Origin of the sequence: Pseudomonas protegens (assembly GCF_013407925.2) — a bacterium.
GTDB classification, from domain to species: Bacteria; Pseudomonadota; Gammaproteobacteria; order Pseudomonadales; family Pseudomonadaceae; genus Aquipseudomonas; species Aquipseudomonas fluorescens_AP.
The window spans coordinates 3,802,564-3,816,945 of sequence record NZ_CP060201.1; the positions used below are offsets into that span (position 1 = coordinate 3,802,564).

Annotated in this window: 14 protein-coding genes; 9 read left to right on the forward strand and 5 right to left on the reverse strand. The window is 63.6% G+C overall.

Features of this window, described 5'->3' with window-relative positions; genetic code table 11:
* Positions 1 to 31 precede the first annotated feature (31 nt).
* On the forward strand, positions 32 to 865 hold the full coding sequence (locus tag GGI48_RS17640) for an EamA family transporter (protein WP_179599375.1): 834 nt from the start codon (positions 32 to 34) through the stop codon (positions 863 to 865).
* Between the two features lie 35 nt (positions 866 to 900).
* Complete coding sequence (locus tag GGI48_RS17645; protein ID WP_016966384.1) at positions 901 to 1,284, forward strand: MAPEG family protein; 384 nt, start codon at positions 901 to 903, stop codon at positions 1,282 to 1,284.
* Between the two features lie 80 nt (positions 1,285 to 1,364).
* Here the strand turns inward: GGI48_RS17645 and GGI48_RS17650 are convergent, their stop codons facing one another.
* The gene (locus GGI48_RS17650; protein ID WP_179599377.1) at positions 1,365 to 2,540 is read right to left on the reverse strand and encodes a murein transglycosylase A; all 1,176 of its coding nucleotides are present in this window, start codon (positions 2,538 to 2,540) and stop codon (positions 1,365 to 1,367) included.
* Between the two features lie 131 nt (positions 2,541 to 2,671).
* On the opposite strand from GGI48_RS17650, the gene GGI48_RS17655 reads away from it, so the two are divergent.
* Positions 2,672 to 3,121, forward strand: coding sequence for a c-type cytochrome (locus GGI48_RS17655; RefSeq protein ID WP_179599379.1), 450 nt, complete (start codon positions 2,672 to 2,674; stop codon positions 3,119 to 3,121).
* A 28-nt stretch (positions 3,122 to 3,149) separates the two neighbouring features.
* On the opposite strand, the gene GGI48_RS17660 is transcribed toward GGI48_RS17655, so the two are convergent.
* The 4 genes from GGI48_RS17660 to GGI48_RS17675 all read right to left on the reverse strand — a co-directional run bounded on the left by GGI48_RS17660 (position 3,150) and on the right by GGI48_RS17675 (position 7,759).
* Complete coding sequence (locus tag GGI48_RS17660) at positions 3,150 to 3,545, reverse strand: DUF1090 domain-containing protein (RefSeq protein ID WP_016966381.1); 396 nt, start codon at positions 3,543 to 3,545, stop codon at positions 3,150 to 3,152.
* A 123-nt stretch (positions 3,546 to 3,668) separates the two neighbouring features.
* Positions 3,669 to 5,342, reverse strand: coding sequence for an NAD-dependent DNA ligase LigB (gene ligB, locus GGI48_RS17665; RefSeq protein WP_179599381.1), 1,674 nt, complete (start codon positions 5,340 to 5,342; stop codon positions 3,669 to 3,671).
* Between the two features lie 211 nt (positions 5,343 to 5,553).
* The gene (metK, locus tag GGI48_RS17670; RefSeq protein WP_047306459.1) at positions 5,554 to 6,744 is read right to left on the reverse strand and encodes a methionine adenosyltransferase; all 1,191 of its coding nucleotides are present in this window, start codon (positions 6,742 to 6,744) and stop codon (positions 5,554 to 5,556) included.
* 19 nt (positions 6,745 to 6,763) lie between these two features.
* Positions 6,764 to 7,759, reverse strand: coding sequence for an ArsR/SmtB family transcription factor (locus GGI48_RS17675; protein WP_016966378.1), 996 nt, complete (start codon positions 7,757 to 7,759; stop codon positions 6,764 to 6,766).
* Positions 7,760 to 8,017: 258 nt separating this feature from the next.
* On the opposite strand from GGI48_RS17675, the gene tkt reads away from it, so the two are divergent.
* The 6 genes from tkt to fba all read left to right on the forward strand — a co-directional run bounded on the left by tkt (position 8,018) and on the right by fba (position 14,349).
* On the forward strand, positions 8,018 to 10,015 hold the full coding sequence (gene tkt, locus GGI48_RS17680; protein WP_179599385.1) for a transketolase: 1,998 nt from the start codon (positions 8,018 to 8,020) through the stop codon (positions 10,013 to 10,015).
* Between the two features lie 153 nt (positions 10,016 to 10,168).
* The gene (epd, locus tag GGI48_RS17685) at positions 10,169 to 11,248 is read left to right on the forward strand and encodes an erythrose-4-phosphate dehydrogenase (protein WP_179599387.1); all 1,080 of its coding nucleotides are present in this window, start codon (positions 10,169 to 10,171) and stop codon (positions 11,246 to 11,248) included.
* A gap of 17 nt (positions 11,249 to 11,265) precedes the next feature.
* The gene (locus tag GGI48_RS17690) at positions 11,266 to 12,429 is read left to right on the forward strand and encodes a phosphoglycerate kinase (RefSeq protein WP_016966375.1); all 1,164 of its coding nucleotides are present in this window, start codon (positions 11,266 to 11,268) and stop codon (positions 12,427 to 12,429) included.
* Positions 12,430 to 12,461: 32 nt separating this feature from the next.
* Positions 12,462 to 12,683, forward strand: coding sequence for a hypothetical protein (locus GGI48_RS17695; RefSeq protein WP_016966374.1), 222 nt, complete (start codon positions 12,462 to 12,464; stop codon positions 12,681 to 12,683).
* Positions 12,684 to 12,743: 60 nt separating this feature from the next.
* Positions 12,744 to 13,073, forward strand: coding sequence for an MliC family protein (locus GGI48_RS17700; RefSeq protein ID WP_179599389.1), 330 nt, complete (start codon positions 12,744 to 12,746; stop codon positions 13,071 to 13,073).
* 211 nt (positions 13,074 to 13,284) lie between these two features.
* Positions 13,285 to 14,349: a class II fructose-bisphosphate aldolase gene (gene fba / locus GGI48_RS17705; protein ID WP_003229012.1), complete on the forward strand. Its 1,065-nt coding sequence runs from the start codon at positions 13,285 to 13,287 to the stop codon at positions 14,347 to 14,349.
* Positions 14,350 to 14,382: the final 33 nt, after the last annotated feature.

Consider the following 14,382-nt stretch of genomic DNA (forward strand, 5'->3'; position numbering starts at 1 on the left):
GATTCTCTTTCGGGCCAACAGGGAGTGTGAGGTGCTGGCGACATGTCTGGTTCTGGTGGCGGCGCTGCTGCATGCGACATGGAACACCCTGATCAAGTTCAGCGGCGAGCGCCTGTTGGTGGTGGCCTGCATGGACAGCGTGGCGCTGTTGTTCGTGGCGAGCATGCTGTTGTTCCTGCAATGGCCGCCGTTTTCGCTCTGGCCCTGGATCATCGCCTCGGCAGCCCTTGAACTCCTGTACCGCTATCTGTTGATCCAGGCGTATCGCGTGGGCGATTTGGGGCTGGTCTATCCACTGATGCGCGGTCTGTCGCCCCTGGTGGTGCTGGCCTTGACCCTGATCTTTGCCGGCGAGGCGCTCAATACGCAGCAGATCCTCGGCATCCTGCTGATTCCCTTCGGCATGCTCTGCCTGCTCTGGCAGGGCGGCGGCGGGGTGCGCCTGCCCTGGAACATGTTGCCGGTGGTGGTGTTGATCGGCCTGTGCATCGGTTGCTACACCTTCATCGACGGCCAGGCCTTGCGTCGCTGGCCTCATCCGCTGGACTACCTGGCCTGGGTCACCCTGCTCAGTGCCTGGCCCTTTCCGCTGCTGGCCGTGGTCAGCAAGCGTCCGGCCTTCGTCCTGTTCTGGCGCGAGCAATGGCGCCTGGGGCTGAGCGTCGGATTCTGTGTGCTGTTGAGCTACGCCCTGGTGCTGTGGGCCATGCAGTTGGGCTCGATTGCCGAAGCGGCGGCGTTGCGCGAGATCAGTGTGATTTTGGTGGTGCTGTTCGGCATGCGCTACCTGAAAGAACCTTTCGGCCGGCCACGGCTCTTAGCCTGTGGGTTGGTACTGATCGGCATGTTGGTGATGAAGTTCTGAAGACCCCCTGAAAACTCTAAAAAAGGATGTGCTCCATGACTGTCGCTTTCTGGTGTGTATTGATCGCCATTGTCCTGCCGTACCTGTGTACCGCCATTGCCAAGGGCGCCGGCCGATACGGGCTCCGTTCCAATCATGATCCGCGGGCGTTCCTGAGCACCCTGGAGGGGCTGCCCAAGCGGGCCCACAACGCGCAGCTCAACGGTTTCGAGGTGACCCCGGCATTCGCGGCGGCGGTGATCATCGCCCATGTGGCGGGCAACGCTGAGCTGGTGACGATCAACGTGCTGGCGGTGCTGTTTATCACTAGCCGCCTGCTGTACATGATCTGCTACCTGGCGGACTGGGCGATCCTGCGCTCCCTGGTGTGGTTCGTGGGCATGGGCCTGATCGCCAGCTTCTTCTTCGTTTCAGTCTGAAACACCCTCTTGCAGGAGCCGGCTGCCGGCGATGGCGACCGTGAAGACGCTTTCGCCGGCAAGCCGGCTCCTACAACGGGTCATGGGGTATCGGGCACTTCGGGCACTTTGGGCAGCGCCGCGCCCTTGGGCCAGAGCATCCAGATCTGCCCCTGCTGCTTCATGTCGCCGGCCAGTTGCCCGGCCGCCTCGCCGGTGCCCCAGAACAGATCGGCACGGACTTCGCCGGTAATCGCGCCGCCGGTGTCCTGAGCGGCCACGGGGCGCACCAGGCTGCTGCCATCCGGGCGCGTGGTGGATAGCCACAACAGGCTGCCCAAGGGAATTACCTTGCGGTCCACCGCGACGCTGTAGCCGGAAGTCAGCGGCACGTTCAGCGAGCCGCGGGGGCCTTCGTTGCTGTCCGGGTTGCGGTTGAAGAACACGTAGCTCGGGTTGCTGCCCAGCAGTTCGGGAATCCGCGTCGGGTGGGCCTTGGCCCAGGCGGCGATGGTGCCCATGGTCACTTCTTCTTTCTTCAATTCGCCCTGCTCCACCAGCCAACGGCCGATGGGTCGGTACGGATGGCCATTCTGATCGGCGTAGCCGATCCGCAGTTGGCGCCCGTCCTCCAGCTGGATCCTTCCCGAACCCTGGATCTGCAGGAATTGCAGGTCCATCGGGTCGGTCAGCCAGGCCAGCACCGGAGCCTTGACCCCCTTGGTTTCGATGGTCGCCGCATCGTCATAGGGCTTGAGCACCCGGCCTTCGAGTCGGCCTCGCAGGCGCTTGCCCTTGAGTTCCGGGTAGAGGCTGTCCAGGGCGACGATGATCATGTCGTCTGGCACCCCGTACACCGGCACATTGGCGCTCGGCGTCTGGGTCAGGCTGCCGGGATACACCGGCTCGTAGTAGCCGGTGATCAGGCCGGTGCTGCTGCCGCTGCCCGAGCGCAGGCCATAGACCTGCAGGTGCTCCTTGAGAAAGCTGCGGATGGCTGTCGGGGTCTGCGGCACATTGGCCGCTGCGCTGCAGGTGGCGCCCCAGATCGGATCGGCCTTCAAGCGGGTGCAGGCACTGCGCCAGGCGCCGAAGCCGGCGAGCAGGTCGTTGTCGGCGACGCTGGGCAGGGACTCCCAGGTCGCACTGTTGTAAGTGGCCAGGGCGTGGGTCTGCGGGACCTTGCTGGTGTCGCCGCCGTTGCAGCCGGCGAGCAGCACCAGGGCCGGCAGGGCCCAGAGCAGGTGGCGACGCCAGCGGAGGAAGCTCGGGTTCATGCTGTGTTTCCTTGGGGGGCGTCCATCAGCGGCATGACGATGGACAACCCCTATTGTTAATAGGGCTATTGGTGTTTGCCGGGGAGGCGAGGATACTGGCCGCCGTTTCCGTGACCTGACCTGAAGCCACCATGACGCTAAAAAGACTTTCCGTTGTATTGCTGGCCTGCCTGACGCTTTCTGCCTGTGGCGGTGTCTACCCCAACTCGCCCCTGGGTCAGCGCAAGGCGATCTTCAAACAGATGCTCAAGACCGGCGAGGACCTGGGGGGCATGCTGCGTGGGCGGATTCCTTTCGACGGCGCACGTTTTGCCGAAGGTGCGGTGAAGCTGGATGCCTTGTCCCATGAGCCCTGGAAGCATTTTCCCGAGGTCAAGGAAGAGGACCACAGCAGCGCCACCGATGATGTCTGGCGCAAGCAGGCGCGTTTCCAGGAGCTGGCGCGCAACCTTGAAGCGGCCACCGCCGAGTTGGTGACCATCAGCCAGGTCCAGCCCTACAAGGCCAGCAATCTGGGGCCGGCGGTGCAGAAAGTCGAGGACGTCTGCAGTGCCTGCCACAAAGAGTTTCGCAATCACTGAGTGACGTCGTTGCCAGGGAGGGCGACCGTTATTTGTCCAGTTCGTCCAGGGCTTGCTGCAGTTCCTTACGGGACTCGGCGAGCTTGTCCTTGCGCTTGTTGATCTTCTCCGAGTCGCCTTTCTTCATGGCCTTTTCCAGGTCGGCCTGACGTCGGCTGACCTCATGCTTGGCTTCCAGAACCTTGTTTTCCCGGTCCTTCTTCAGCGAGGCATCGGTGCAATGGGCGGTGACTTCGCTCAGGGCGCGCTCCAGGCCGGCCTGCTGATCGCTGTTGCCATGGGCCTTGGCCTGTTCGATCTGGGTCATGATGGCCTGGCGCTTGGCGGCGCAGCCGGTCAGTGGCTGGGCGGGTTCGGCGGCCAGCAGGGGCGCGCTCATCAGGCTGCACAGGGTCAGGGCAGCGAGGGACGGAAACAGTTTCATGGAAGGCTCCAGGTGAAAAAAGATCAAAAAATAACCAATGAAAACGACTGACTGTCATACCGGGAATGGGCTGTTGGAGCGCATTCCCGCCGGGGTGGTTCAATGTGCGCCCCGGATCGCGGCCTAAAAGCCGTTGATGCCGGCCTGATTCAGGGTTGCCTGCAAGGCCAGCACCTGGGGCTCGCGAAAAAACGCCTCCAGCTGCGCAGCCCTTTCCGGGCCGATACCGGCTTCGTGCTGCCAGTCCAGGCTGCTGCGTGAAGCCAGAACCTGCCACGGACCGTTCAGTTCGGCCGAGCCGCTGGGCGGCAGGCCCAGGGCTTTGAGCCAGCGTGCGAAGGGGCGTTGCCTTGCCTGTTGCAGACTCTCGATCAGTCGCAGGCTGCTGCGTGTGCCGAAGCCGGCAATGTTAGCAAGCTCTGCCTGATCCAGGGTCAGCCAATCCAAAAGGCCTTTGATACGGCCTGTTGCAACCAGCCTGGCCCAGGTTTGTTCGCCGATATTGTCCAGGTGCAGCCCTTGCTTGCCGCTGAGCCAGGTCAGGCGGGCGACAAACTGGTCTTCGCATCCGGGTGTTGGCCGCCAGCAGCTCAGGGCATGAAAGTCTTCCGGCGCTGGCGCCTGGATGGCCTGGCGCTGCTGGCTCCTGAGGACCACGCCATCCAGGCGGGGGAGGGTCAGTCCGGCCAGGCTGATGGCCACCTGGTCGCCGGGGACGATATCCAGGGCTTGCCAGCGTTGCAGCGAGCCGACGCTGACGCGGCGGATCTGTCGGTCATCGAGGATCACCGGGTCGATGTCCAGCAAGGGGCTGATGCGCCCGGTGCGGCCGATCCGAAAGCGCACCGCACGCACATTGGCCAGGGCCTGGGCATAGGGGTATTTCCAGGCCGCGATCCAATGTGGGGCCCTGGCCTGCCAGCGTTCGGCGGCGGGGCGCAGGCTCTGGCGCAGAATGATGCCGTCGCTGGCAAAGGGCAGGGGCGAACGGTACCAGTGTTCCCGCCAGTGCCGGGCCTCGCTGAAGCCTGCGACCGGGCGGCTGTATCGGACGCCTTCGTCGAAGCCCAGCTGCGCCAGTTGCTCCAGGCGTTCACTCAGCGTGGCGGGGCCTTGGGGCCAGTCCCAGACGAACAGGCCGATTTGCGCCGCCTCTGCCGCCGACAGGTGTTTGCGCGCCAGCCATCCGGCGACCCGGCTGCGGGCATTGAGGCTGCCGGACTGGGCCTGGATATGTTGTTCCAGGCGTTGATAGAGCTCTCCCTGCAAGAGCAGGTCCACGGGCTGGGGCAGTTGTTTGGGGATGGCCGGGATCTGCCGGGCGCGGGCGCTCCAGTCCTGGCCGTGCACGCCATCTCCCCGGCTCAGTGCCTGGTGGAAGTGGCCCTGGCGGTAGATCAGGGTTACCGCCACGCCATCGATCTTGGGTTGAGCCCAGATGCCGTCACGGCCTTTCAGCCAGAGCTGTACCGCGTTGTCGTCGGGGAGCTTTTCCACTCCGGTGTGGGCGATGGGATGGGGCACCGGGCCCCGGGCGCCGAGCAGGGGATGATCCGCGGCGACGGGCAGCTGGGGGAAGCATTGCTGCAGGTGGGTCAGGCGCTGACGGGACTGATCATAGAGCTCATCGGCGACGGGCGATTGTCCGTGTCGGTGATAGCGGTTGTCCCAGGCCTCGAGCTGTTGGTGCAGGGCGCTGAGTTCGCGTTCGGCCCGGGCACTGGGCCAGTCGGGACATTGGGCCAGGGCGGGCAGGCCGGTGAGGGTCAGAAACAGCAGGAAGAGTCTTGGCAGCATGGGAGCGTCCTTGCTCTGAATGGGCATGCCTTGAAGGGTAGGTGGGCGTGGGGCGGTTGTTCGGCGAGGTGGTTGCGGGGTGTTTCGCGATGGCCTGGGGCGCTGGTTCGGCCAGCGGATTCCCGCGCTATTGCCCTGGAGAGAGAAACCTCTGGCGACAAAAAAGCCCCGCCGGTGTTGCCGGCGAGGCTTCGTCTGTTGCGGGTGACCCTTAGAGGCCGGCAGCAGCGCGCAGGGCGTCGGCGCGGTCGGTCTTTTCCCAAGTGAAGGTGGTGAAGGTGTCGTCACCCACGGTCTTGGTTTGCGGAGTACGGCCGAAGTGACCGTAGGCTGCGGTTTCCTGATACATCGGGTGCAGCAGGTCGAGCATGGTGGTGATCGCGTATGGACGCAGGTCGAAGTGCTCGCGAACCAGCTTGATGATCTTGTCGTCGCTGATCTTGCCGGTGCCGAAGGTGTTCAGGGAGATCGAGGTCGGTTGGGCCACGCCGATGGCGTAGGACACCTGGATCTCGCAGCGTTCGGCCAGGCCGGCGGCAACGATGTTCTTGGCCACGTAGCGACCGGCATAAGCAGCGGAGCGGTCAACCTTGGATGGGTCCTTGCCGGAGAACGCGCCGCCGCCGTGACGGGCCATGCCGCCGTAGCTGTCGACGATGATCTTGCGCCCGGTCAGGCCGCAGTCGCCCACCGGGCCACCGATGACGAACTGGCCGGTCGGGTTGATGTGGAACTGGGTGTCCTTGTGCAGCAGTTCGGCCGGCAGCACGTGCTTGACGATCAGCTCCATCACGCCTTCGCGCAGGTCGTTGTACGACACTTCGGGGTTGTGCTGGGTCGACAGCACCACCGCGTCGATGCCGACCACGATGCCGTTTTCATAGCGGCAGGTGACCTGGGACTTGGCGTCCGGGCGCAACCATGGCAGCAGGCCCGATTTGCGGGCTTCAGCCTGGCGCTGGACCAGTTGGTGGGAGAAGGCAATCGGTGCCGGCATCAGCGCGGCGGTTTCGTTGCTGGCGTAGCCGAACATCAGGCCCTGGTCGCCGGCGCCCTGATCTTCGGGCTTGGCCCGGTCGACGCCCTGGTTGATGTCGGGGGACTGCTTGCCAATGATGTTCATCACGCCACAGGTGGCGCCGTCGAAGCCGACGTCGGAGCTGGTGTAGCCGATGTCGCAGATCACGTCGCGAACGATCTGCTCCAGGTCGACCCAGGCGCTGGTGGTGACTTCCCCGGCGACGATGGCGACACCGGTCTTGACCAGGGTTTCCACAGCAACGCGAGCGTGCTTGTCCTGGGCAATGATGGCGTCCAGCACCGCATCGGAGATCTGGTCAGCGATTTTATCCGGATGCCCTTCAGACACGGACTCGGAGGTGAAAAGGGAGTATTCGCTCATCTCGACGGTTTCCTAAAATTTACCGATGGTGAGTGTCGCCAGCCGGTCGCTGAAAATGGCGGACCTGGATCTGGAAACCATTACGTAAGCCCACATAGAGGCTTTCCCCGGGAGTCAGTCCCGCAGCGGTGGCCCAGCGGGCCAAATCATCTTGTTCGAACCCTAGCCAGAGATCGCCGCAAGCCTCTTTGGCCCAGCTCTGGTTGTGGCTGCACAAGTCTGTTACCAACAGGCTGCCGCCTGGTTGCAGCAATTGGGCCATCTGCTTGAGGGCCTCGGCCGGTGCGGCGAAATGGTGCAGGACCATGTTCAGCACCACGCAGTCGGCCGTCAGTTGTACGCCATCCAGTGCATCGGCCAGTTGCAGGCTGACGTTAGCCAGTGTTTCGCGTTCACACAGCTGACGCGCCAGTTCAAGCATCGCCGGACTGTTGTCCAGCGCGGTGACCCGGGCAAAGCGTCGGGCCAGGTCGGGGAGAAAACCACCGTCGCCGGGCCCCACTTCAATGGCCGTGGCCATGGGGTTGAAGCTCAGCTTGTCCAGTAGCGCGAGCACGCTGTCGCGGTACTGGGGCAGTCCTGCGATCAGGTCCTGCTGGGCGCGGAACTTATCCGCTACCCGGGAAAAAAAGTCCTGGCTGGCCGCGGCCCGTTGCCGGTGCACCAGGCCAATCCGCTTCTGGACATCCTGCGGCAGCCGCACCTGGTCGACTTCGTCCAGCAGTGCGGCGTGCAGCTTGCCGCCCAGGAGTTCGGTGTGGGGCAGGGCGCGGCGGTAGAAAATCGCGTTGCCTTCACGGCGGGTCGCCACCAGGCTGGCTTGGGCCAGAACCTTCAAATGGTGGCTCATGCCCGACTGGCCGATGGCAAAGATCTGCGCCAGTTCCAGCACGCCGAACGAGTCGTTGCTCAGGGCGCGCAATACATTGAGTCGCAGAGGATCGCCGCCGGCCTTGCACAGGGCCGCCAGTTCGTCGCAATCGTCATGCTCAATGGTGGGTGCGCTCAGGTTCATAGGGGCGCAGTCTAGAGGTGGCTGCAAAGGCCTGCAAGATCAATATCAAAAAGTTTTGATATTGCCTCGCGAGGGGCCTTTGCCAGAGCCTTGATTGCCCTGTCAGCCGGCGGCAAGCGGGTTTCCTCGGTGGATTGCCGGCTTATCCAGGGGAAAAACATGCCTGAGTGACTATCTGTCATTGCCCCCGCCAGACGCCTGAGGGAAAATGCAGGCCTTTTTTCCGTTTCGTTTTATTCAATCCCCAGGAGATCAGCGATGCCCAGCCGTCGTGAGCGTGCCAACGCCATTCGTGCCCTCAGCATGGATGCCGTGCAAAAAGCCAACAGCGGCCATCCAGGTGCCCCCATGGGTATGGCGGATATCGCCGAAGTACTTTGGCGTGACTACCTCAAGCACAACCCGAGCAATCCATCCTTCGCCGACCGTGACCGCTTCGTGCTGTCCAACGGTCATGGCTCGATGCTGATCTACTCGCTGTTGCACCTGACCGGCTACGACCTGTCGATCGATGACCTGAAGAACTTCCGCCAACTGCACAGCCGCACCCCGGGCCACCCGGAGTTCGGCTACACCCCAGGCGTGGAAACCACCACTGGTCCGCTGGGCCAGGGCCTGGCCAATGCCGTGGGCTTCGCCCTGGCGGAAAAGGTCCTGGCGGCGCAGTTCAACCGTCCAGGCCACAACATCGTCGATCACCACACCTACGTGTTCCTGGGTGATGGCTGCATGATGGAAGGCATTTCCCATGAAGTGGCGTCCCTGGCCGGTACCCTGGGCCTGGGCAAGCTGATTGCCTTCTACGATGACAACGGCATTTCCATCGACGGCGAAGTCGAAGGCTGGTTCACCGATGACACGCCCAAGCGTTTCGAAGCCTACAACTGGCAGGTGATCCGCAATGTCGACGGCCACGATCCGGAAGAGATCAAGACCGCCATCGACACCGCGCGCAAGAGCCCGCTGCCGACCCTGATCTGCTGCAAGACCACCATCGGTTTCGGTTCGCCGAACAAGCAAGGCAAGGAAGACTGCCACGGCGCGCCACTGGGTGCCGAGGAAATCGCCCTGACCCGCGCTGCGCTGAAGTGGAACCATGGCCCGTTCGAAATCCCGGCTGACATCTATGCCGAGTGGGACGCCAAGGAAGCCGGTCGCGCCGTCGAAGCCGAGTGGGATCAGCGTTTCGCCGCCTACTCCGCCGCATTCCCCACCGAAGCCAACGAACTGGTGCGTCGCCTTGCCGGTGATCTGCCTGCGGACTTCGCCGAGAAGGCCAACGCCTACATCGCTGAAGTCGCGGCCAAGGGCGAAACCATCGCCAGCCGTAAAGCCAGCCAGAACACCCTGAACGCCTTCGGCCCGCTGCTGCCTGAATTCCTCGGCGGTTCGGCCGACCTGGCCGGCTCCAACCTGACCCTGTGGAAAGGCTGCAAGGGCGTCAGCGCGGAAGACGCCAGCGGCAACTACATGTACTACGGCGTGCGCGAGTTCGGCATGACCGCCATCATGAACGGCGTCGCCCTGCACGGCGGCCTGGTGCCTTACGGCGCGACCTTCCTGATGTTCATGGAATACGCGCGCAACGCGGTGCGCATGTCGGCACTGATGAAGCAGCGGGTGATCCACGTCTACACCCACGACTCCATCGGCCTGGGCGAAGACGGCCCGACTCACCAGCCGATCGAGCAGCTGACCAGCCTGCGCAGCACCCCGAACCTCGACACCTGGCGCCCGGCCGATGCCGTGGAGTCGGCGGTGTCCTGGAAGTGCGCCCTGGAGCGCAAGGACGGCCCATCGGCGCTGATCTTCTCCCGGCAGAACCTGCAGCACCAAACCCGTGATGCCGGGCAGATCGCCGACGTCAGCCGCGGTGGCTACGTGTTGAAGGACTGCGCCGGCGAGCCTGAGCTGATCCTGATCGCCACCGGTTCGGAAGTGGGCCTGGCGGTTCAGGCGTTCGACAAGCTGACCGAGCAGGGCCGCAAGGTGCGTGTGGTGTCCATGCCATGCACCAGCGTGTTCGACGCTCAGGATGCCGGCTACAAGCAGTCGGTGCTGCCGCTGCAGGTCAGCGCGCGGATCGCCATCGAAGCCGCTCACGCCGACTTCTGGTACAAGTACGTCGGTCTGGAAGGCCGCGTGATCGGCATGACCACCTACGGTGAATCGGCCCCTGCGCCGGCCTTGTTCGAAGAGTTCGGTTTCACCCTGGACAACATCCTGGGCCAGGCCGAAGAGCTGCTGGAAGACTAAACCCGGAAGCCGGGTTGTCTGCACTGATGCAATCGCGAGCAAGCTCGCTCCTGCCGGGATGTTTACCGTCCTTGTGGGAGCGAGCTTGCTCGCGATGACGATGGCGCAGGCAGCACCAAGCGGATGGTTTCATTACCGGTCATTGAGAACCCCATGCCTCAACCGCGTCCCTACAAAGTTGCACTCAACGGCTACGGCCGGATTGGTCGTTGCGTCTTGCGTGCTCTGTTCGAGCGAGGGGCTGCGGCCGGGTTCGAGATCGTCGCCATCAACGATCTGGCCGACATGGCCAGCGTCGAATACCTGACACGCTTCGACTCCACCCACGGCCGGTTTCCCGGCGAGGTGAAGGTCGACGGCGATTGTCTGCATATCAATGGCAATTGCGTGAAAGTGCTGCGCAGTGCCACCCCCGAAGGCATCGATTGGGCGTCCCTGGGCGTCGATCTGGTGCTGGAATGCTCCGGTGCCTACCACACCCGCGTAGACGGCCAGCGGTTCCTCGACGCCGGCGCGCCGCGGGTGCTGTTCTCCCAGCCGATGGCCAGCGAGGCGGATGTCGACGCCACCATCGTCTACGGGGTCAATCAGGACTGCCTGACCGGCGCCGAGCTGCTGGTGTCCAACGCCTCCTGCACCACCAACTGCGGCGTGCCGCTGTTGCGCCTGCTGGATCAGGCCATTGGCCTGGAGTACGTGTCGATCACCACCATTCACTCGGCGATGAACGACCAGCCGGTGATCGATGCCTATCACCACGAAGACCTGCGCCGGACCCGTTCGGCGTTCCAGTCGGTGATTCCGGTGTCCACAGGTCTGGCGCGCGGTATCGAGCGCTTGTTGCCGGAACTTGCCGGAAGAATCCAGGCCAAAGCAGTGCGGGTGCCGACGGTCAACGTGTCTTGCCTCGATATCACGATGCAGACTGTGAGCGATACCGACGCCGCCGAGGTCAACCGGATCCTGCGCGAGGCCGCCACCAGCGGTCCGCTCAAGGGCCTTTTGGCCTATACCGAGTTGCCGCACGCCAGCTGTGATTTCAATCATGACCCTCATTCGGCGATCGTCGATGCCAGTCAGACCCGTGTTTCCGGCCCCCGGCTGGTGAACATCCTGGCCTGGTTCGACAACGAATGGGGCTTTGCCAACCGGATGCTGGATGTTGCAGGGCACTACCTGCAAACAGCCACTCCACGCTCTGCCACTAAACTCTCTGTTTCTGAACAACAGTAACCCAGGAATTGCGACCCATGACCGTGTTGAAGATGACCGACCTCGATCTGCAAGGTAAGCGCGTGCTGATCCGCGAAGACCTCAACGTCCCAGTCAAGGACGGTGTTGTCACCAGCGATGCGCGGATCCTGGCTTCGCTGCCGACCATCAAGCTGGCCCTGGAAAAGGGCGCGGCAGTGATGGTCTGCTCGCACCTGGGCCGCCCGACCGAAGGCGAGTTCTCTGCCGAGAACAGCCTCAAGCCGGTGGCCGACTACCTGAGCCGCGCCCTGGGCCGCGACGTGCCGCTGGTGGCCGACTACCTGGGTGGCGTCGAGGTCAAGGCCGGCGACGTCGTGCTGTTCGAGAACGTGCGCTTCAACAAGGGCGAGAAAAAGAACGCCGACGAACTGGCCCAGCAATACGCCGCCCTGTGCGACGTGTTCGTGATGGACGCCTTCGGCACCGCGCACCGTGCCGAGGGCTCGACCCACGGCGTGGCCAAGTTCGCCAAAGTCGCCGCCGCTGGCCCGCTGCTGGCCGCTGAACTGGATGCACTGGGCAAGGCCCTGGGCAACCCGGCCAAGCCGATGGCGGCCATCGTTGCCGGCTCCAAGGTGTCGACCAAGCTGGACGTACTCAACAGCCTGAGCCAGATCTGCGACCAGCTGATTGTCGGCGGCGGCATCGCCAACACCTTCCTCGCTGCTGCCGGGCATCCGGTGGGCAAGTCGCTGTACGAGCCAGACCTGCTGGACACCGCCCGTGCCATCGCCGCCAAGGTCAGCGTGCCGCTGCCAGTGGACGTGGTGGTGGCCAAGGAATTCGCCGAAAGCGCTGAAGCGACCGTCAAGCTGATCGCCGACGTGGCCGCCGATGACATGATCCTCGACATCGGTCCGCAAACCGCCGCGCAGTTCGCCGAACTGCTGAAATCCTCCAAGACCATCCTCTGGAACGGTCCGGTGGGCGTGTTCGAATTCGACCAGTTCGGCAACGGCACCCAGGTGCTGGCCCAGGCCATCGCCGACAGCGCCGCGTTCTCCATCGCAGGCGGTGGCGACACCCTGGCAGCCATCGACAAATATGGCGTGGCTCAGCAGATCTCCTACATTTCCACCGGTGGTGGCGCGTTCCTCGAGTTCGTCGAGGGCAAGGTGCTGCCAGCGGTTGAAGTCCTGGAAGCCCGGGCCAAGGCCTGAGAGTCCCGTTGGCCGGGCAAAGGAGTGTTCTGATGGTCAAGACGTTGCCACTGTTGATCGCCGTGGCGTTGCTGGCGGGGTGCTCCAGTGCCCCGCAGGCAAAACCGGCGGACGAGGCGGGCGAGCCGAACAAGGGCTGTTATCAGGCCGATTGGCAGGCCGAGACCGCGCCGGTGATCAACAAGCGCCTGGGCCCCGAAGGCCTGGAGAAGTACGAGACACCGTCAAAGACCAGGGAACAGGGTTGCCCTTGACCGGTCAGATCGGATAACGCAATGCGCTGGAGCCTCTGGGCTGCCGGCCGAGGAACATTGATGAAAGCTTTGATCGCCGTGGCGATGCTGGGTGCCTTGGCCGGTTGCGCCAACCTGAACCTGCTCAAGTCGCCGGCCACTGACAACTGGACCACCTGGACCTGCGACAGCCAGGCCCAGGTGCTGTGGCGCTACACCGACGACAGCCGCAAGGCGGTCGACGTGCGCCTGGGGGGCGACGACCAGGTGCGCCGCCTGAAGCTTGAGCCCAGTGGTTCGGGCTCGCTGTACAGCGACGACATGCTGGCGTTTCACGTCAAGGGCGAAGAGGGCCTGGTCTACTGGATCGCCACCAACGACCTGATCGGCCGCGGCTGCAAGGCCCAGTAGGAGCTGGCTTGCCAGCGAAGGCGGCCTTCCAGACCTATGCAAGGTTCAAGGCCCCTTTCGCCGGCGAGCCGGCTCCTACAGGGCTGTAGAGATTTGGTTTTAACGGATACAACGGAGCGGGCTGACCCCCGATCTGCAATCACTTGAACAGCAGTCGCCGCTACGGCAGGCTTGCACGATTAACGACCCTCGACCGGGAGAGACACACACAATGGCACTCATCAGCATGCGCCAGATGCTGGACCACGCAGCCGAATTCGGCTATGGCGTTCCAGCCTTCAACGTCAACAACCTTGAGCAGATGCGCGCCATCATGGAAGCCGCTGACAAGACTGACTCCCCGGTGATCGTCCAGGCTTCGGCCGGCGCCCGCAAATACGCCGGCGCGCCGTTCCTGCGTCACCTGATCCTGGCGGCGATCGAAGAATTCCCGCATATCCCGGTGTGCATGCACCAGGACCACGGTACCAGCCCTGATGTCTGCCAGCGCTCGATCCAGCTGGGCTTTTCCTCGGTGATGATGGACGGCTCCCTGGGCGAAGACGGCAAGACCCCGACCGACTACGAATACAACGTGCGCGTCACCCAGCAGACCGTGGCCATGGCCCACGCCTGCGGCGTGTCGGTGGAAGGCGAGCTGGGCTGCCTGGGTTCCCTGGAAACCGGCATGGCCGGTGAAGAAGACGGCATCGGCGCCGAAGGCGTGCTGGATCACAGCCAGATGCTGACCGACCCGGAAGAAGCCGCGGACTTCGTCAAGAAGACCCAGGTCGACGCCCTGGCCATCGCCATCGGCACCAGCCACGGCGCCTACAAGTTCACCAAGCCGCCTACCGGCGACGTGCTGGCCATCGACCGCATCAAGGAAATCCACAAGCGCATCCCCAACACCCACCTGGTGATGCACGGTTCGTCCTCGGTTCCACAAGAGTGGCTGGCGATCATCAACCAGTACGGCGGCGACATCAAAGAAACCTACGGCGTGCCGGTTGAAGAAATCGTCGAAGGCATCAAGTACGGCGTGCGCAAGGTCAACATCGACACCGACCTGCGCCTGGCGTCCACCGGTGCCATGCGCCGCCTGATGGCCACCAACCCGAGCGAGTTCGACCCGCGCAAGTTCTTCGGCGCCACCGTGACCGCCATGCGCGACGTGTGCATTGCCCGTTACGAAGCCTTCGGCACCGCCGGCAACGCTTCGAAGATCAAGCCGATCTCCCTGGAAGCGATGTTCCAGCGCTACCTCAAGGGTGAGCTGAACGCCAAGGTCAACTAAGCCTTAGCGTCATCCGGAAAGCCCGCAGCGATG

Coding starts and splice junctions, on each gene's coding strand:
- fba (WP_003229012.1), top strand. CDS start 13,285: ATGGCACTCATCAGCATGCGCCAGATGCTGGACCACGCAGCCGAATTC.
- epd (WP_179599387.1), top strand. CDS start 10,169: ATGCCTCAACCGCGTCCCTACAAAGTTGCACTCAACGGCTACGGCCGG.
- GGI48_RS17690 (WP_016966375.1), top strand. CDS start 11,266: ATGACCGTGTTGAAGATGACCGACCTCGATCTGCAAGGTAAGCGCGTG.
- GGI48_RS17655 (WP_179599379.1), top strand. CDS start 2,672: ATGACGCTAAAAAGACTTTCCGTTGTATTGCTGGCCTGCCTGACGCTT.
- GGI48_RS17700 (WP_179599389.1), top strand. CDS start 12,744: ATGAAAGCTTTGATCGCCGTGGCGATGCTGGGTGCCTTGGCCGGTTGC.
- GGI48_RS17650 (WP_179599377.1), bottom strand. CDS start 2,540: ATGAACCCGAGCTTCCTCCGCTGGCGTCGCCACCTGCTCTGGGCCCTG.
- GGI48_RS17645 (WP_016966384.1), top strand. CDS start 901: ATGACTGTCGCTTTCTGGTGTGTATTGATCGCCATTGTCCTGCCGTAC.
- tkt (WP_179599385.1), top strand. CDS start 8,018: ATGCCCAGCCGTCGTGAGCGTGCCAACGCCATTCGTGCCCTCAGCATG.
- ligB (WP_179599381.1), bottom strand. CDS start 5,342: ATGCTGCCAAGACTCTTCCTGCTGTTTCTGACCCTCACCGGCCTGCCC.
- GGI48_RS17675 (WP_016966378.1), bottom strand. CDS start 7,759: ATGAACCTGAGCGCACCCACCATTGAGCATGACGATTGCGACGAACTG.
- metK (WP_047306459.1), bottom strand. CDS start 6,744: ATGAGCGAATACTCCCTTTTCACCTCCGAGTCCGTGTCTGAAGGGCAT.
- GGI48_RS17695 (WP_016966374.1), top strand. CDS start 12,462: ATGGTCAAGACGTTGCCACTGTTGATCGCCGTGGCGTTGCTGGCGGGG.
- GGI48_RS17660 (WP_016966381.1), bottom strand. CDS start 3,545: ATGAAACTGTTTCCGTCCCTCGCTGCCCTGACCCTGTGCAGCCTGATG.